This is a genomic window from Paraburkholderia sp. UYCP14C (assembly GCF_004197395.1).
GTDB lineage: Bacteria > Pseudomonadota > Gammaproteobacteria > Burkholderiales > Burkholderiaceae > Paraburkholderia.
Genome location: NZ_SELS01000050.1, coordinates 14,528 through 32,230, shown reverse-complemented (window position 1 = coordinate 32,230; position 17,703 = coordinate 14,528). Strand labels below are relative to the sequence as shown.

The following is a 17,703-nucleotide window of genomic DNA, read 5'->3' as shown; positions in this document are numbered from 1 at the left end:
AGGCTGCGACTTCGCAAGCCGCGGCTACGCAAGCCGCGACCGCTTTACTGCACCGTCGTCGGCGCGATGCCTTGCTGCTGCGCGCGATGTTCCGCGACGATGCGGCCCGCGCGCTGCGCGTTCTCCGGATAGTTGATCCAGTCGAACGGGTCGTAGCCGGCGGCGAGCCATTCCTTGAGGTCGGCGCGGACCTGGGCGCGCGTTTTCGGCGCCGACGGATCGGTGGGCTGCATCACTGCTTGCGCGTAGACGGTGCTGATGCCTGCGGCGGCCAACAGCGCGCCGAGTCCAATGCGGGAGAACAGTTTCATGGCGGGCTCCTACGGAGCAGAAAAACAGCCGGGCTTTGTGGTTTATCGGTGCGCGCCGGGTAAGGCGGTTGAAAGCGGCGCACCATTTCTGCCGGCAGATCGAACCCGCCGCAAGCCTCGTTCGCCACGTAAGCTCTGCCAACGTGGAAGCGGGCGGGTAGGCTGAAACTTCGACGCTAATCCGTACTGAATGGGTGTCCTGACAAAATATCGTCCTATCACGCCGAAGGCTTGTTGAACCTTTCCATCACCGCGCTCACCAGGTCGATCGGCAACGGAAATACGATCGTCGAGTTCTTGTCGGCGGCGATCGTCGTCAGCGTCTGCAGATAGCGCAGCTGCATCGCCTGCGGCTGCCGCGCGAGCGTTTGGGCCGCTTCGAGCAACTGCTTGGACGCCTGCAACTCGCCTTCCGCGTGAATCACCTTGGCGCGTCGTTCGCGCTCGGCTTCAGCCTGACGCGCGATCGCGCGGATCATCGTTTCGTTGATATCGACGTGCTTGATCTCGACGATCGATACCTTGATGCCCCACGCATCGGTTTGCGCGTCGAGCACCTTCTGGATGTCGGTGTTCAGCTGCTCGCGCTCCGACAGCAGCTGGTCGAGGTCGTGCTTGCCGAGCACCGCGCGCAGCGTCGTCTGCGCCAGCTGGCTGGTCGCCTCGAAGTAGCGCGCGACCTGGATCACCGCCTTCTCCGGATCGACGACGCGGAAATACACGACCGCGTTGACCTTCACCGACACGTTGTCGCGGGTGATCACGTCCTGGGTCGGCACGTCGAACACGACGGTGCGCAGATCCATGCGCACCGCCTGCTGCACGATTGGAATGATCAGCACGAGCCCGGGTCCCTTGACCTTCCAGAAGCGGCCGAGCATGAACACGACGCCGCGCTCGTACTCGCGAAAAATCCGCACCGACGACGCGATCAGCGCGGCCACCAGCAGGATCAGGATGCTGCCGAAGCCGAATGTGAAGCCGATCATGAGCGTTCTCCTTGTAATGGGGCGGCTGACGTAACGGGTACGACGGTCAGCGTAAGGCCGTTGCGTGCCGTGACGCGCACGCTTTGGCCCGGCGCGGCCGGCGTCGTGCTCGACACCCGCCAGCGCTCGCCGTGCACGCGGGCCCAGCCGGCCAGCGGGCCGCCCGCCGTGTGTTCGGGTTCGGGCAGCAAACCGCCGTCCAGCACCACGCCGACGCAGCCGATCAACGCCTCCGAGCCTGTCACGACCGGCCGCCGGCGCGCGCGTAGCGCGAGCTGCGACACGCCCAGCACGAACGCGACGCTGAACACGACGACCGCGGCGATCAGCGGCAGCGGGATGCCGTAGCCTGGCACGTCGGTATCCATCAGCATCAAGGCGCCGACCACGAACGCGACCACGCCGCCGAAACCGAGCGAGCCGAAGGTCGGCAGGAACGCTTCGCCGATCAGAAAGGCGATGCCGAGAAAGATCAGCCCGAGGCCGACGTAGCTGACCGGCAGCATCTGCATCGCGAACAGGCCGAGCAGCAGGCTGATCGCGCCGACCACGCCGGGCAGCACGAAGCCCGGATTGGCGAACTCGAAGAACAGGCCGTACATGCCGAGCATCAGCAGAATCAGCGCGACGCTCGGATCGGTGATCACGGCGAGGAAGCGGTTGCGCCAGTCGGGTTCGAGCGTGATCAGCGGCGCATGCGCGGTGTGCAGCGTGACGCTGCCGGCGCTGGTGACGATCGTGCGGCCGTTCAGCTGGCGCAGCAGGTCGGGCACGTCGCGCGCGACGATATCGACGACGTGCTGCGCGAGCGCTTCCTCATCGGACAGGCTCACCGCCTCGCGGACCGCGCGCTCGGCCCAGTCGGCGTTGCGGCCGCGCATCTGGGCGAGGCCGCGGATGTAGGCGGCGGCATCGTGGACCTGCTTGCGCAGTTCGGTCGATTGGCTGTCGAGCGGCAACGCGCCGGCGGCTTCAGATGACGCGCTGGATGACGCAGGCGCAGCCGCGGACGCGCCGCCAGGCAGCGTGCGCATGTCCGGCAGTCCCGGCGAGCCTGGGGTGCCGGGCGTGCCCGGTGTTCCCGGTGTTCCCGGTGTTCCCGGTGTTCCCGGTGTTCCGGGCATTCCCGGTGGCCCGCCGCCCGCGGGCGGCTCGTTGCCGCCGATGCCCATCTGGATCGGCGTCGCGGCGCCGAGGTTGGTGCCCGGCGCCATTGCCGCGATATGGCTCGCGTAGACGATGTAGGTGCCGGCGCTGGCGGCGCGCGCGCCGCTCGGCGCGATGAAGGTCGCGACCGGCACCGGCGAGGCGAGGATCGCCTTGATAATCTGCCGCATCGAGGTATCGAGGCCGCCGGGCGTATCGAGTTGCAGCACCGCGAGCTGCGCGTGCTGGCTGGCCGCGCGCTCCAAACCCCGCACGATGAAATCGGCGCTGGCCGGCCCGATCGCGCCGTTCACCGGAATCACTTCGACGCTGTTGGCGGCCACGGCGGCGACGTTGGCCGCGCTCGCCGCATGGGCCGCCTGCAGCGGCGCCAGCGCTTCGCGCGTCGCGAAGCCGAACGCGCATAGCACGCCGAGCACGGCGATGCCGCGCATCAAACGGCCCACGATGCCGCCGCGGATAAGCGGCCTGCGCGGACCGGACTGCCGGAGCGGGAGACGCGGAGTCGTGTTCATCGCTGACGGCCGTCGCGCCAGCCGGTGCGAACCGGCGGCGCGGACCGATACCTCGATCAAGGCTGGCCTGTTGCCGCTTAAAGCTTAGTCCGATTCGGCGCGTCGCGTGAGATCGGGCCCCGCGGCCCGGGCCGGCCGATAGTCGGTCGGCCGCATGCCGGTCCATTTGCGGAACGCGCGATGAAACGCGCTCGGCTCCGCGAAACCGACGGCGTTCGCGATATCGGCGATGGTGCGCTGCGTGCGCTGCAGTTCGGCGATCGCGATGTCGCGCCGCAGCGCGTCCTTGATCGACTGATACGTGTGGCCCTCCTGCTTCAGATGCCGCCGCATCGTCGCCTCGGCGACGTGCAGGCGGGCGGCCATCTGATCGGCCGCGGGCCAGCCCGCCATCGGTAGCGCGCGCAGCGTCTTGCGCACGCGCGCGGCGAGCGAACCCGGATTGCGGTACTTGACGATGAAGCTGCCCGGCGCATCGCGCAGAAACGGGCGCGCCGAGCGCGAAGTCTGGATCACCGGCAGTTCCAGAAACGCCGGGTCGAGATCGACGTACGACTCGGGCTCGTCGAAATACATGTCTTCGCAGAACATCAGCCGGTATTCGTGCGCGGCCGGCGGCGCGGCGCAGCGAAAGCGCGCTTCGAGCAATGGAATGCGCCGGCCGACGAGCCAGCACACGAGCCCGTACACGAGGATGAAATACGTCGCGTAGGCGAACATCGCCGGCTTCCGTATGCCGGCGCGTTCGACGAACTTCAGGCGCACGCGCTCGGCGTCGGTGTCGATCGTCGCGCCGAGGTCGTCGAGCACGAGCCGCATGAAGCCGACCGCACGCGCGAGCGCCAGCGCGCCATTGCGCGCGCCGAGCGCCATCTGCGTCATTGCGATGAAGCTGCCGCTTTTCATCGGATGCGAATCCTGGCCGAAGAACTCGTCGTCGAGCGCGCGTGCGATGCCGGCCCACAGCGCGCCGTATTGCGCCGACGACACACGGCTTTTCGGGGACGCGAGCATCGGCGCGGCGATGCCGGCCGCCTCGGCGAACGCGCGCGCATCGAGACCGCGCGCCGTCGCGAGCGCGAGGGTTTCCTCGACGAGACTGACGGAGATCGTGCCTTTGTCGCTTTTCATCAGGATCCGGTTTTTCTGGCAAAAGCGCTCAGCTTGAGCTGGTGCGTCATTTGTGAAGCCCTTGAAATGGCGAGGCCCCGTACATGCGCATGGCAGCAGTATGGCAAAAGCGCTCAGCAAATGTGAGCGGAGCGAGCATCGAGCGGCGCGGGCCGCTTGCCTACACTTGCCGCATCACCGAGATCGCCAGCACGGCCGTCAGCACCAACGAGGACGCAGTCATGGACAGTTTCTACACCGACGAACAACGGATGATCCGCGACGCCGCGCGCGACTTCGCGACCGACTGCCTCGCGCCGCACGCGGCGCAATGGGATCGCGACGCGCAACTGCCGGCCGAGGTCGTCGCGCAGATGGGCGAGCTCGGCTTTCTGGGCATGATGGTGCCGGCCGAGTGGGGCGGCTCCTACACCGATTACGTCGCCTATGCGCTCGCGCTCGAAGAGATCGCCGCCGGCTGCGCCGCCTGCGCGACGCTGATGAGCGTGCACAACTCGGTCGGCTGCGCGCCGATCCTGAACTTCGGCAGTGCCGCACAGAAAGACCGCTATCTGCGCGAGCTCGCCCTCGGCCGCACGATCGGCGCGTTCTGCCTGACCGAGCCGCAGGCGGGCTCCGAGGCGAACAATCTGCGCACCCGCGCGGAGCTGCGCGATGGCCAATGGATTCTGAACGGCAGCAAGCAGTTCGTGACCAACGGCGCGCGCGCCGGTCTCGCGATCGTGTTCGCCGTCACCGATCCCGAGCGCGGCAAGCGCGGCCTGTCCGCGTTCATCGTGCCGACCTCGACGCCGGGCTTCGACGTCGGCCGGCCGGAGCACAAGCTCGGCATTCGCGCGTCCGACACCTGTCCGATCTCGCTCGATCAGTGCGCCGTGCCCGAGGCCAATCTGCTCGGCGAGCCTGGCGAGGGTTTGCGCATCGCGCTGTCGAATCTCGAAGGCGGGCGCATCGGCATCGCCGCGCAGGCGGTCGGCATCGCGCGCGCCGCGTTCGATGCCGCGCGCCGCTACGCGAGCGAGCGCGAGCAGTTCGGCAAGCCGCTGAAGGATCACCAGACGATCGCCAACATGCTCGCCGACATGGCGACGCGCCTGAACGCCGCGCGCCTGCTCGTGCATCACGCGGCGCGGCTGCGCTCGGCGGGGCGGCCGTGTCTGTCGGAGGCGTCGCAGGCGAAGCTGTTCGCGTCGGAACTGGCCGAGGAGATCTGCTCGAACGCGATCCAGATTCATGGCGGCTATGGGTATCTGGAGGACTATGCGGTCGAGCGTCACTATCGCGACGCGCGGATCACGCAGATCTACGAAGGGACGAGTGAAGTGCAGCGGATGGTGATCGCGCGCCATGTTTGAGCATGGTGTTTGAGCGCACAATAGGTTCGCCGCCGAGGCTTCATTGAGCGCAACGGCGGATAACACCAGAGACAACAAGACCGAGCGCACCTAGCGCCAAACCGGAGACGACGATGACAGCAGCGAAAGCCTTTCTCGAAGCGCGCGATCTGCTGGTGCGCCATCGCACCGACTACGAACGCGCCTACCGCGAATTCGCGTGGCCCGCGCTCGGCGAGTTCAACTGGGCGCTCGACTACTTCGACGCGATCGCACGTGACAACGACAACCCGGCGCTGTGGATCGTCGACGATCCTTCGAGCGAGGGCCTGCGTCTGTCGTACGCGCAGATGTCGGAGCGCTCGTCGCGGATGGCGAACTTTCTGCGCGGCGCGGGCGTCGGCCGCGGCGACCGCGTGCTGCTGATGCTGCCCAACCGTGTCGAGCTATGGGACGTGATGCTCGGCGCGATGAAGCTCGGCGCGATCGTGCTGCCCGCCACCACGCAGCTATCGGCCGACGACGTGCGCGACCGCGTGCAGATCGGCGGCGCGAAGTTCGCCGTGGTCGATAGCGCGGAGCTCGGCAAATTCGATGCGCTCGAGGTGCCGCTCACCCGCTTGTCGGTCGGCGCGCCGCGCGACGGCTGGATCGATATCGCCGCCGCATACGAGGCCTCGCCGGTTTTCACGCCTGACGGCGTCACGCGCGCCAGCGATACGCTGCTGCTGTACTTCACGTCCGGCACCACGTCGAAGCCGAAGCTCGTCGAGCATACGCACCAGAGCTATCCGGTCGGGCATCTGTCGACGATGTACTGGATCGGCCTGCAACCCGGCGACATCCATTGGAACATCAGCTCGCCGGGCTGGGCCAAGCACGCGTGGAGCTGCTTCTTCGCGCCGTGGAACGCGCAGGCCTGCGTGTTCGTGTTCAACTTCGCGCGCTTCGTGCCGCAAGACACGCTCGCCGCGCTCGTGCGCTTCAACGTCACCACGCTGTGCGCGCCGCCGACCGTCTGGCGCATGCTCGTGCAGGAGCCGCTCGGCGACTATCCGGTGAAGCTGCGCGAGATCGTCGGCGCGGGCGAGCCGCTGAATCCGGAGGTCATCGAGCGTGTCAGGCACGCGTGGGGCATCACGATTCGCGACGGCTACGGCCAGACCGAAACAACCTTGCAGATCGGCAATTCACCGGGCCAGCCGGTCGTACCCGGCTCGATGGGACGACCGATGCCGGGCTACCAGATCGAGCTGATCGACGCCGACGACCACCCGGTGACCGAAGGCGAAATCGCGCTGCGGCTCGCCGAACGGCCGCTCGGCCTGATGACCGGCTACGCGAACAACGCGAACGCGACCGTGCAGGCGATGCGTAACGGCTTCTATCGCACGTCGGACGTCGCGTTGCGTCGCGACGACGGCTACTACGTATACGTCGGCCGCTCGGACGACGTGTTCAAGTCGTCCGACTATCGTCTGAGTCCGTTCGAACTCGAAAGCGTGCTGATCGAGCACGAGGCGATCGGCGAGGCGGCCGTCGTGCCGAGCGCGGACGCGTTGCGTCTGTCGGTGCCGAAGGCGTTCGTCACCGTGCGCCACGGCTACGAAGCCGGTCCCGAACTCGCGCGCGCGGTGTTCGCGTTCTCGCGCGAAAAACTCGCGCCGTACAAGCGGATTCGCCGTCTGCAATTCAGCGAACTGCCGAAGACGATCTCCGGCAAGATCCGCCGCGTCGAGTTGCGGCGCCGTGAAATGGAGCGCGCGGCCGAGCCCGCGCGTTTGCCCGACGAGTACTGGGAAGAGGATTTTCCCGAGTTGCGTTGACTGTCTTTTTTCCTCGCTGTTACCGGATTTGCCGCCCCGGTCTGAATCGCACGCGTCGAATCCGAGCTTCGGATTCGACGCGTCGGGGCACCGCTTTTTCTACCCTATCGCTGTCCGGCCGCCGCGCGGCCATCGCACAGGAGTTTCAGCATGAGCACCCTTGCTTCGAAAGAGACCAGCCGCGACGTTGCCGGCGCCGTCCATACCGTCAAACTGCTGATCAACGGCGAGTACGTCGAATCGAAGACGGCCGAATGGCGCGACATCGTGAACCCGGCCACCCAGGCGGTCCTCGCGCGCGTGCCGTTCGCGACCGTCGCTGAAGTCGACGCGGCGGTGCGTAGCGCTCACGCCGCGTTCAACACGTGGAAGGACACGCCGATCGGCGCGCGCATGCGCATCATGCTGAAGTACCAGGCGCTGATTCGCGAGCATATGGCGCGCATCGCGAAGACGCTGTCCGCCGAACAAGGCAAGACGATTCCCGATGCCGAGGGCGACATCTTCCGCGGTCTGGAAGTGGTCGAGCACGCGTGCTCGATCGGCACGCTGCAGCAGGGCGAATTCGCCGAAAACGTCGCCGGCGGCGTGGACACCTATACGCTGCGTCAGCCGCTCGGCGCATGCGTCGGCATCACGCCGTTCAATTTTCCCGCGATGATCCCGCTGTGGATGTTCCCGATGGCGCTCGTGTGCGGCAACACCTTCGTGCTGAAGCCGTCCGAGCAGGACCCGCTGTCGACGATGCAACTCGTCGAACTCGCGCTCGAAGCCGGCGTGCCGAAGGGCGTGCTGAACGTCGTGCACGGCGGCAAGGAAGTGGTCGACGCGCTGTGCACGCATGAACTGGTGAAGGCGATTTCGTTCGTCGGCTCGACGGCGGTCGGCACGCACGTGTACCGCCTCGGCAGCGAGCACGGCAAGCGCGTGCAATCGATGATGGGCGCGAAGAACCACGCGGTCGTGCTGCCGGACGCGAATCGCGAGCAGACGCTCAATGCGCTCGCCGGCGCCGCGTTCGGCGCCGCCGGTCAACGCTGCATGGCGACTTCGGTGGCGGTGCTGGTCGGCGCCGCGCGCGAGTGGCTGCCCGAACTCGTCGCGAAGGCGAAGACCTTGAAGGTCAACGCGGGTCACGAGCCGGGCACCGATGTCGGGCCGGTCGTGTCGCGCGCGGCGAAACAGCGTGTGCTCGGTCTGATCGACGCCGCCGTGAAGGAAGGCGCGACGCTCGCGCTCGACGGCCGCGACGTGAAGGTGCACGGCTACGAGCAGGGCAACTTCATCGGCCCGACGGTATTCAACGACGTCACGACCGACATGGAGATCTACCGCACCGAAATCTTCGGGCCGGTGCTCGCGGTGGTGAACGTCGCGACGCTCGACGACGCGATCGCGCTCGTCAACGCCAACCCGTTCGGCAACGGCGTGGGCCTATTCACGCAAAGCGGCGCGGCGGCGCGCAAGTTCCAGAGCGAGATCGATATCGGCCAGGTCGGCATCAACATTCCGATTCCGGTGCCGGTGCCGTTTTTCAGCTTCACCGGCTCACGCGGCTCGAAGCTCGGCGATCTCGGTCCGTACGGCAAGCAGGTCGTGCAGTTCTACACGCAGACGAAGACGGTCACCGCGCGCTGGTTCGACGACGACACCAGCAACGATGGCGTCAACACGACGATTCGCCTGCGTTGAATTGCGCTGAACGCACACACGGAGACGACATCATGAAAATTGGCTTTATCGGACTCGGCAACATGGGCGCGCCGATGGCGTTGAACCTGCTGAAGGCGGGCCACGCGCTCAACGTGTTCGACCTTAGCGTAGAGGCCGTGCGCACGCTCGTCGCCGCCGGTGCCCAGGCGGCCGGCTCGCCGAAGGCCGCCGCGAGCGACGTCGAATGCGTGATCACGATGCTGCCGGCAGCGGCGCACGTGCGCAGCGTGTTGAGCGCCGACGACGGCATCCTCGCCGGCATCGCGGCGGGCGTGCCGATCATCGATTCGAGCACGATCGACCCCGCCAGCGTGAAAGCGTTGGCCGAACTGGCCGCGGCGCATGGCAACGGTTTCGTCGACGCGCCGGTGTCGGGCGGCACGGGCGGCGCGGCGGCCGGTACGCTGACCTTCATGGTCGGCGGCAGCGCGCAAGTGTACGAGCAGGTCAAGCCGGTGCTGTCGGCGATGGGAAAGAACATCGTGCATTGCGGCGACACCGGCACGGGTCAGGTCGCGAAGATCTGCAACAACCTCGTGCTCGGCATCTCGATGGCCGGCGTCGCGGAGGCGATGTCGCTCGGCGAGGCGCTCGGCATCGACACGAAGGTGCTCGGCAGCATCATCAATACGTCGACCGGGCGCTGCTGGAGTTCCGACACGTATAACCCGATGCCGGGCGTGATCGAGACCGCGCCGTCGTCGCGCGGCTATACCGGCGGCTTCGGCACCGACCTGATGCTGAAAGACCTCGGCCTCGCCACCGATGCCGCGCGCGGCGTGCGTCAACCGGTCTATCTCGGCGCGCTCGCGCAGCAGCTTTACCAAACGATGAGCACGAACGGCGCGGGACGTCTGGACTTTTCGGCGGTGATCAAGCTGTATCGCTCGCGCGATCGCGGCGATGACGGCCACGGAGGCACGCAATGATCGAGCTCGATTACGCACACGACGGCGCGGTCGCCGTGATCACGCTGACACGGCCGCCCGCGAACGCGTTCACGCCCGACGGTCTGCTGCAACTGCAACGCACCGTCGAGCAACTGAACGACGATGCGCGCGTGCGCGCGCTGGTGATCACCGGCGACGGCCCGAAGTTCTTCAGCGCGGGCGCCGATCTGAACACGTTCGCCGACGGCGATCGCGAAGTCGCGCGCACCGCGGCGGCGCGTTTCGGCGCGGCGTTCGAAACGCTGCAGAATGCGCGGCCCGTCGTGATTGCGGCGCTCAACGGCTTTGCGATGGGCGGCGGTCTCGAATGCGCGCTCGCCTGCGATATCCGCATCGCCGAGCAGCACGCGGTGCTGGCGCTGCCCGAGACCGCGGTGGGCCTGCTGCCGTGCGGCTGCGGCACGCAGACGCTGCCGTGGCTCGTCGGCGAAGGCTGGGCCAAGCGGATGATTCTGACCGGCGAGCGTATCGATGCGGAGACCGCGCTGCGCATCGGTCTCGTCGAAGAAGTGGTGGAGCGCGGCGCCGCGCGTGAAGCCGCGCTGAAGACGGCGCAGCGCGTCACCGGTTTAAGCCCGCAGGCGGTGAGCTTCAGCAAGGAGCTGATCCATCAGGCGCGGGATGGCGTGCCGCGCAGCGCCGCGCTCGCGCTCGAACGCGAGCGCTTCGTCGATCTGTTCGATGGCGCCGATCAGCGCGAGGGCGTCAACGCGTTCCTGGAAAAACGCGCGCCGCGCTGGCAGACCAGCGCTGCACCACGGGGGACGCAGCGATGAGCGCCCTGCAAAGCGTCGTGGCCGAAGCGCGTCATGCGACGAACGCGCCAGCCGAACCCGATGTGCTGTTTCGCGTCGTCAACCGCGTAGCGATCATCACGCTGAACCGGCCGGCCGCGCTGAATGCGCTGTCACATGCGATGGTGCGCGAGCTCGCGGTTCTGGTCGAGCATTGCCGCGGCGATCCCGCGATCGTCGCGCTGGTGCTGAAGGGCGCCGGCGACAAGGGCTTTTGCGCGGGCGGCGATGTGCGCGAGGTGCATCGGCTCGCGACGCAGGGCGATCCGCGCTGGCTCGCGTTCTTCGTCGACGAATACCGGCTCGACTACGCGCTGCACACGTTTCCAAAGCCGGTGGTCGCGCTGCTCGACGGTATCGCGATGGGCGGCGGCATGGGCCTCGGCCAGGCGGCACGGCTGCGCATCGTGACCGAACGCAGCCGCATCGCGATGCCGGAGACGCGCATCGGCTTCGTGCCGGACGTCGGCGCGAGCCGCTTTCTGAGCGTGATGCCGGCCGAGCTCGCGCTGTATGTCGGGCTGACCGGCGCGACGCTATCGGGTGCCGATGCGATGCGCCTGCAACTGGCCGACCTGTGCGTGCCGGCCGACTGGCTGGCGAGCTTCGAGGAACGTTTGCAGCGCATGTCGCATGACGGGGAGCCCATCGCCGCGCTGCGCGCCGTGTTCGAGCCGCCGTGCAATATCGTGCCGCACGCACCGCTCGGCGCGCTGACGCAACTGATACTGCGCCACTTCGACCGGCGCTCGGGCGTCGAGCGTATCGTCGCGACGCTGCGCCAGGATCTCGAACGCGAACCCCCGCGCGAGTTGCGGCAATGGTTGCAAGCGACCTACGACGCACTGACCGCCCATTCGCCGACGATGCTGCAGGTGACGCGCGAAGCGCTGCTGCGCGGCCGTCAGATGACGCTTGCCGAATGCTTCCGCATGGAGCTGGGCATCGTCAAGCGCGCGATCGAGGAAGGCGATTTCCGCGAGGGCGTGCGCGCGCAACTGATCGACAGGGACCGTCGGCCGCGCTGGTCGCCGGCGACGCTCGCCGAGGTGCGGCCCGAGCGCGTGCGGCATTTCCTGAGTTCGCCGTGGCACGGCGACACGCATCCGCTGGCGGCGCTGGGCGCGGAGCACGGCGACTGACTCGCGTGGCGCGGCGCGTGGGGCGTGGGGCACGCCCAGCGCCCACGCGCCCGGCTTGAACGCGGCCGCCCTTAGGTCTGCCTGGCATCGTGCCCCCCACGTCCCCCGGTCAGCAGGCCCGGTGCCAATTGTGGTCTGGCGCACAGAGACTACGTATGCCAATTGACATCTTTCCGGGCGCAATCTTAGATAGATAGTCCAGCCCCGTCCCGACCGGCAAAGCCTGCTCACAGCCCTCATCACGGGCGCTCGTCCGACCTGCGGTGTGTTCACGCCACCGTTTCCCGCATTCCAGTGCTCTTGATCGATCAGGAGGCAATGCGTATGGAAAAGCCGTCAGATGAGAATCGCCGCTCGCACGCTGCGTCGAGCGGCAACGGTCAGCCGCACAAAAGAAAAAAGCCGTCTGCCAACGACCAACCCGGTTCCCATGTCGAGCAAGGCCCGCATGGAAAGAAACTCGTCCTCACCGCGCTGGGCGGCATTGCGGTTCTGGTGGGGAGCTATGTCTACTGGATCATGACCTTTTCGCATCGCGTGCCGGATGCGGATTGCTTGCCTCCCGGCATCGAGTGCATCAAAAAGATCGCCGCGGTGATGAAGCAGGTCAGCGAGGAAGAGCGCGCACCCAGCATGGGCGAGAGCTGGCTGCTTGCGTTGCTGGTCACGGCCTTCACGTTCCTCGTGTTCTATGTGCACATTTGCCGTGGCGAAGAAGAGCGGGCGAGAACGATCGAGGAACGTGAGTTCGAAGAGAAGAAGCGGATCGCGGAAGAGGAAGGCGAGCCCGCGCCCGATGTAATCTCCCGCTCGAAGGGTGTGATCGGCGCGCTGCGAAAGTGGTTCGTGTCGCGCTGGTGCATTCCCGTGTTCTGCTATGTCCCCGCGGTATTGCTGTTCGGCGGCGAGATATGGGAAGGCTATACCGATGCGGTCGTGCTCGCATTGGCGCTCGCCGCCATCTACGTGGCCGCCGAACACTACTCCGCGCTCGAACAGCAACGCAAGCTCGTCGATGAGCAGGAGGCGGTGCTCGAGACCATCCGCAAAGAACTCAGCGACAAGGTGGCGAGCATCGATAACGCGATGGGTACCCGCTATGGTCTTCGCGTGATTTACGACGCCTATCGCGACCCGAACCGGGACCCAAATCGCGACCAGTCCCGCGCGGAGGAGAGAAAGCGCCTGCAGCCGGGCGCGGCGCAACAGGCTCACGGCGGCGCGGCGAATCCTCACGAGTCGGAAAAAGGCATCTATTCGATCTATCGTTTCTTCGATATCGACAAGCAATGGTGGGCGCGCGAGTCCTGGGACGGCTATTGCAGCAGCCCCGCGGCGACGCTCTATCGGACCTTGAAGGAAGGCGCGCGCACGAAGATGACGCTGGTGACGCCGCTCGAATATCCCGAGTTCGACGACGAATCGATGCAGGACAAAGCACTCTTCTTCGGCAAGTTCATTGGGCTCGTCTGGCATTACGTCGTGTTGTGGCAGGTGCGGCGCGCGCTCGAGGCCGATTCGAAAGACGTCGTGTGCGAACACAGGATCCGCATTGCGCAGACCTCGCTGTGGCTGCATGTCGTCGACCGGACCGTGTTTCAGATTCTCGGCGACGATCGCGGCAAGGACGTCAAGGTGCGCAACCTGACGCACGACATGGATGAGATCTCGGTGTCGCTCGCCCGCTGGGCGAAGCGCGAGATTCAAACGCTGGCGGCGCGTGGCCCGACCGTCGAGGAGTACATCTGCACCTGCCTGACCGACGCCCATCAGACGATACCCGCGGACGGCGCGGCCGCCTTCGGACAGAACGAGGATCACGTACTGGAAAGACTCGGATTCAAGGAATGGGCGAACGAAGGAGACGCGCCATCGGGAATTCGCAAGAGAGTGTTGGCGGCGCGCTGCAAGGGCTTGATTCGGGATGCGCTGGCGATCATCGCCACGTCCGAGCCGCGGAAGACGGCGACGATCGACGGCCAGTACGATCCGTCGATCGAAGAGATAGCGGCGGAGGTCGAGTGATGAGCACGTCCATCGATGCGATGCTGGCCGACCTGGAGATGATCAGCGACCTGGTGATGTCCATCGTGGTGCCGACGAAAAATACCGACCGGTCGAATTTCACGACGCCGATCTCGCTGATGGTCAGGCACCATCTGGTCGGCGGGCAGTCGCCGCTTGCCGATCGCGACGTGCGCGGTCTCGTCGACCGGCTCAAGCACTGCGCCGGCGCGCTGTGCAAGGTCGGATCGGGCAAAAGGCTGCTCGCCGACCCGCAGTTGATGCGGGGCATTCCAGCGGCGCCTTATCAGGCGAATCAGTTCTATGTCGAGTTGCTGACCGCGGTGTCGCTCGGCCTTTACTTTCTCGGCGTGCCGATCGGCGAGCCGTGGGATCTCGTGCAGACCTGGGCCGACGAGGAGGGCGGCGGACTGCCGAACGGCATCTGCGTGGCGAAGGCGATCGGCGACATCGTGCGCTCGTCGCGCAAATGGCATCCCACGCTACCCGCTGAAGCCGATACGAACGAGCGCGCCAAACGCAGGGCGTCGACGGATCTGATCGTCCACTCGTTCCTGCCGATGATCCTGTTTCGCGATCTGATCCTGTGGGGCGGCGGGCAGCCGGAACCACGGAATTCGGGGCTGCCGGAGCATCCGTCGATCCGCAGCCAGACGGCGACTGGACCCACCGAAGGCGACGAATCGGATGAACGGTCCCTGCTCGTACCGTCGATCCATGCATTGGGGCGCTGTTACGAAGTGTTGCAACTGCAGCTTTACCTGAGGGCCGGTTATCCGATTTACTATGCCGTTCCAGAGGACATTCTGAAGACCGAAATTCTGCGGTCCTGCGCGGCGGGAAAATCGACCGAGCAATGCTGGGAAGAAATGTGCACGTTCCTGCGGGACAAGATCTTCCGCGGCAGGCTGCCCGACGCCGGCAATCTGCAAAAGCAGTGCGTCTACGTAATCGACCGGACCAAGCCTCCTGCGTGCTTCATCAATCACGATGCGGGGCTGCTGACCTTCGAAGGCATCGATCTCGACGTGGGAAGCCGGGAACTGCCGCTGCCGGCGAGTTACATGCTCGATGAACGCAGGGAGCGTTATCGCAAGAGAGTGCTGTCGTTCAAGCCGGCGGATGACGAAGCCGCGCTGCGAAACCTTTTGAACGGCGCAAAGAACAACGAACTTTTCAAGCATATCTTTCACGGCGCGAAAGATGGTCCTCCTGATCCGGCTCACGGCAAGGATGCCGCCAGCGACGCCGCGAAGGACGTCGCCACGCACAGGTGACCACGCGCGGCGCACCGGGTATCGGGAACGCCGGATGCTAGGACTTTTCAGGTTGCTCCGACGCGGATCGCCTCTGGCGAAGCGATCCGCGCCATCACGCGGCGCGTCGCGCCTTACGTTGGCTGTTTCGTTGCAACGCCAGCAGGCAACTCCACAGTCACAATTTGCAGGAAGGCATCATGAACAGGAATCTTGTGGAAGGTACGGCAAAGGAGCTCAAGGGCTCCGTGAAGGAAGCGATCGGTAAGGTCACCCGCAATCGCGCGAAGCAGGCCGAAGGGGCGGCCGAAAAAATAGCCGGCAGGATCCAGGCGAGAATCGGCGAAGAGGCGCAAGAGGTACAAGAGCGCGTGAAGAGTTAGCGCGCCGCAGTTTCACGTACCCGCAGCGACATTTACCCGGACTGCCCGGTTTCGGGCGCATCAAATCAGGCACGCAGGCCGTGCATCGACGCACCACGCGCGTAGCGTCTCGCACGCCGTCGGTGCTCGCCGCGTCGCGTCCCGCGGCGCGGCGTTCGTCACACGTATCGTGTAAATTTCTGTTACGGTCCAGAGTTGGCCGGCGTACTCGTCACGCCGGCGACGCATCGCCCATATGAGGACGCTTCATGCTGGGATTCGACGTCGGCACGGCCAGAAAAGTCTGGACCGCGTTTCTGCTCGCGCTGCTGTTTTTCGTCATCTATATCGCGTCGACGACGGTGCTCGTCGTCGTGTTCGCGGTGTTTTTCAGCTATCTGATCTACCCGATGGTGGTGCTGGTCGAACGCGTGAGGCCGCGCCGCGTACCGCGCGTCGCGTCGATCGCGGTCGTGTTCGTCGTGGTGGTTGCGCTGCTCGCGGTGGTCGGCTCGCTGTTCGGCGTGGAATTACAGGATCAGGCGACGCGCCTGTTCACGCAGTTGCCCACGCTGCTGCGCACCGACGTGCCAAACCGTTTGCCGCTGCCGCATTTTCTCGAACCATTGCGCGAGCGGATCGTCGATTTCGTGCGCAGCCAGATCGAGACCGGCTCTGACAAGGCCGTGCCGTTGGCGCGCAGCCTCGGCCTCGGTGTCGTCCATGCGGCGAGCAACCTGATCTATCTGGTGCTGGTTCCGATCCTGAGCTTTCTGCTGATCAAGGACGGCGAACGCATGCGCGACGCGTTTCTCGCGTTGCTGGACAGGCGGCATCGCGTGCTGTGGAGCGAGATCGTCGACGATGTGAACGTGCTGCTGTCGAAGTACGTGCGCGCGCTGCTATTTCTGTCGCTCGCCACGCTGTTTTCCTACGGCATCGGGTTCTCGCTGTTCGGCGTGCCGTACGCGTTTCTGCTCGCGGTCAGCGCCGGGCTGCTCGAATTCGTGCCGTTCGCGGGGCCGCTTGCCGCGGTTGCGATCACGCTCGTGGTCGCGGTGTTCAGCGGCTATCCGCACCTGTTGTGGCTGGTGATTTTTATTGCGCTGTACCGGCTGTTTCAGGACTACGTGCTCAATCCGTATCTGATGAGCGAGGGCGTCGAGGTCAGTCCGTTTCTGGTGATCGTCGGACTGCTCGCGGGCGACCAGCTTGGCGGCGTCGCGGGGATTTTTCTCGCGGTGCCCGTGATTGCGACGCTGAAAATCGTGATCGGCCGGGCACGGGTGTTTTACTCGGCGTCGCACGAGCAGGGCGAGGCCGCGCGGCGCGCGTTGACGGGCAGCACCGACGACGAGGCGTAGTGCGCGGCGCGCGAGGCGTCGTCGCGCCAGCGGCGCTGGCCGCCGCTCAGCCGATCATTCCATTCCCGGCGATGCCTTAGAGGTCACCGTCGTCAATCTCGACGACGAATGGTTCGACGACGTCGACTGGACCAGAAGCCACGAAGTGAGCGCCGCGCTGCTGCACGATTTCGCGGATTCGCGACGCCATTCGCGCCTGCTCCGACGGGTTGCTGTTGTCGTAGCGGTCGATCGCTTTCGTATCGATCACGATGACGAACGGCGCGTTGCACCTCGGCGCGTCATCCGGTCCGACTCCCGGCCATTCGACTACGACATGGTTGGGCCCACTTCCTTCGAGAAATTCGACGTCGGATGGGAATTCCTCACGAAGCAGGAGCTTGACCCATTCGGACACGCGGGACATGGCGATCTCCTCGATAACAGTTTCAGAAGCCGGGAGGCGGCGATTAAGCGCCTGATTCATTGTCGGGACGCGCATATAGGGCGCGCACAGACCTACTTGTCACTGCTCCTGCCGCCGACGCCGACCTTGCCGCGCCCGAGCTTGCGATGCGCCGCACAGGGGCGCTGCCTTCTCCTGGAACCCGCTGTCAACGTGACGTGCTCCGCAGGGTAGCGGGTGGTCCTGTGCAGTGCCGCCTGATAGGCGGGATGGCACGGATCGATGCGCCTGGTAGCTGACATGACTGGCACCTCCTCAGGCGATTCTAGGCCGAAACCTCACGGCCGTTATGCCGCCTTGGGACGTGCGTATTACCAGTCCGTGAACTATTCTGAATAGACCTCAAACGTTCATTCCTTTTCACGTATTCGACAGGAGG

At 65.8% G+C, this 17,703-nt stretch carries 16 protein-coding genes; 10 read left to right on the top strand and 6 right to left on the bottom strand.

Annotated elements, in window-relative coordinates:
- Positions 1-44: 44 nt before the first annotated feature.
- The 4 genes from EVC45_RS32775 to EVC45_RS32760 all read right to left on the bottom strand — a co-directional run bounded on the left by EVC45_RS32775 (position 45) and on the right by EVC45_RS32760 (position 4,113).
- Positions 45-311 carry a DUF4148 domain-containing protein gene (locus tag EVC45_RS32775; RefSeq protein ID WP_129962314.1) on the bottom strand — a complete coding sequence of 89 codons (267 nt, stop codon included), beginning with the start codon at positions 309-311 and terminating at the stop codon, positions 45-47.
- A 218-nt stretch (positions 312-529) separates the two neighbouring features.
- Positions 530-1,300: a slipin family protein gene (locus EVC45_RS32770; RefSeq protein WP_129962313.1), complete on the bottom strand. Its 771-nt coding sequence runs from the start codon at positions 1,298-1,300 to the stop codon at positions 530-532.
- On the bottom strand, positions 1,297-2,982 hold the full coding sequence (locus EVC45_RS32765; protein WP_129962312.1) for a nodulation protein NfeD: 1,686 nt from the start codon (positions 2,980-2,982) through the stop codon (positions 1,297-1,299). The genes EVC45_RS32770 and EVC45_RS32765 overlap by 4 nt, the downstream gene beginning before the upstream one ends.
- A gap of 84 nt (positions 2,983-3,066) precedes the next feature.
- Positions 3,067-4,113, bottom strand: coding sequence for an AraC family transcriptional regulator (locus EVC45_RS32760; RefSeq protein WP_129962311.1), 1,047 nt, complete (start codon positions 4,111-4,113; stop codon positions 3,067-3,069).
- A 221-nt stretch (positions 4,114-4,334) separates the two neighbouring features.
- Between EVC45_RS32760 and EVC45_RS32755 the strand changes: the two genes are divergently transcribed.
- The 10 genes from EVC45_RS32755 (at position 4,335) to EVC45_RS32710 (ending at position 16,879) form a co-directional block, all read left to right on the top strand.
- The gene (locus EVC45_RS32755) at positions 4,335-5,468 is read left to right on the top strand and encodes an acyl-CoA dehydrogenase family protein (RefSeq protein WP_129962310.1); all 1,134 of its coding nucleotides are present in this window, start codon (positions 4,335-4,337) and stop codon (positions 5,466-5,468) included.
- A 113-nt stretch (positions 5,469-5,581) separates the two neighbouring features.
- Positions 5,582-7,273 carry an AMP-binding protein gene (locus tag EVC45_RS32750; RefSeq protein WP_129962309.1) on the top strand — a complete coding sequence of 564 codons (1,692 nt, stop codon included), beginning with the start codon at positions 5,582-5,584 and terminating at the stop codon, positions 7,271-7,273.
- Between the two features lie 150 nt (positions 7,274-7,423).
- Positions 7,424-8,965, top strand: coding sequence for a CoA-acylating methylmalonate-semialdehyde dehydrogenase (locus EVC45_RS32745; RefSeq protein WP_129962308.1), 1,542 nt, complete (start codon positions 7,424-7,426; stop codon positions 8,963-8,965).
- 32 nt (positions 8,966-8,997) lie between these two features.
- A complete protein-coding gene (gene mmsB / locus EVC45_RS32740) occupies positions 8,998-9,915 on the top strand; it encodes a 3-hydroxyisobutyrate dehydrogenase (protein ID WP_129962307.1) in 918 nt (305 codons plus the stop codon).
- Positions 9,912-10,712 carry an enoyl-CoA hydratase gene (locus tag EVC45_RS32735; protein ID WP_129962306.1) on the top strand — a complete coding sequence of 267 codons (801 nt, stop codon included), beginning with the start codon at positions 9,912-9,914 and terminating at the stop codon, positions 10,710-10,712. The genes mmsB and EVC45_RS32735 overlap by 4 nt, the downstream gene beginning before the upstream one ends.
- Positions 10,709-11,872: an enoyl-CoA hydratase/isomerase family protein gene (locus tag EVC45_RS32730; protein WP_129962305.1), complete on the top strand. Its 1,164-nt coding sequence runs from the start codon at positions 10,709-10,711 to the stop codon at positions 11,870-11,872. The genes EVC45_RS32735 and EVC45_RS32730 overlap by 4 nt, the downstream gene beginning before the upstream one ends.
- Before the next feature lie 324 nt (positions 11,873-12,196).
- The gene (locus EVC45_RS32725) at positions 12,197-13,897 is read left to right on the top strand and encodes a hypothetical protein (protein ID WP_129962304.1); all 1,701 of its coding nucleotides are present in this window, start codon (positions 12,197-12,199) and stop codon (positions 13,895-13,897) included.
- Positions 13,897-15,174, top strand: coding sequence for a hypothetical protein (locus tag EVC45_RS32720; RefSeq protein ID WP_248295351.1), 1,278 nt, complete (start codon positions 13,897-13,899; stop codon positions 15,172-15,174). Before EVC45_RS32725 ends, EVC45_RS32720 begins: the two co-directional genes overlap by 1 nt.
- A gap of 179 nt (positions 15,175-15,353) precedes the next feature.
- Positions 15,354-15,536: a CsbD family protein gene (locus tag EVC45_RS32715; RefSeq protein ID WP_129962302.1), complete on the top strand. Its 183-nt coding sequence runs from the start codon at positions 15,354-15,356 to the stop codon at positions 15,534-15,536.
- A 248-nt stretch (positions 15,537-15,784) separates the two neighbouring features.
- On the top strand, positions 15,785-16,879 hold the full coding sequence (locus EVC45_RS32710; protein ID WP_129962301.1) for an AI-2E family transporter: 1,095 nt from the start codon (positions 15,785-15,787) through the stop codon (positions 16,877-16,879).
- 76 nt (positions 16,880-16,955) lie between these two features.
- On the opposite strand, the gene EVC45_RS32705 is transcribed toward EVC45_RS32710, so the two are convergent.
- Together EVC45_RS32705 and EVC45_RS32700 are read right to left on the bottom strand one after the other, a co-directional pair.
- Positions 16,956-17,345 carry a hypothetical protein gene (locus EVC45_RS32705; RefSeq protein ID WP_248295350.1) on the bottom strand — a complete coding sequence of 130 codons (390 nt, stop codon included), beginning with the start codon at positions 17,343-17,345 and terminating at the stop codon, positions 16,956-16,958.
- Between the two features lie 32 nt (positions 17,346-17,377).
- Complete coding sequence (locus tag EVC45_RS32700; RefSeq protein WP_129962300.1) at positions 17,378-17,566, bottom strand: hypothetical protein; 189 nt, start codon at positions 17,564-17,566, stop codon at positions 17,378-17,380.
- Positions 17,567-17,703: the final 137 nt, after the last annotated feature.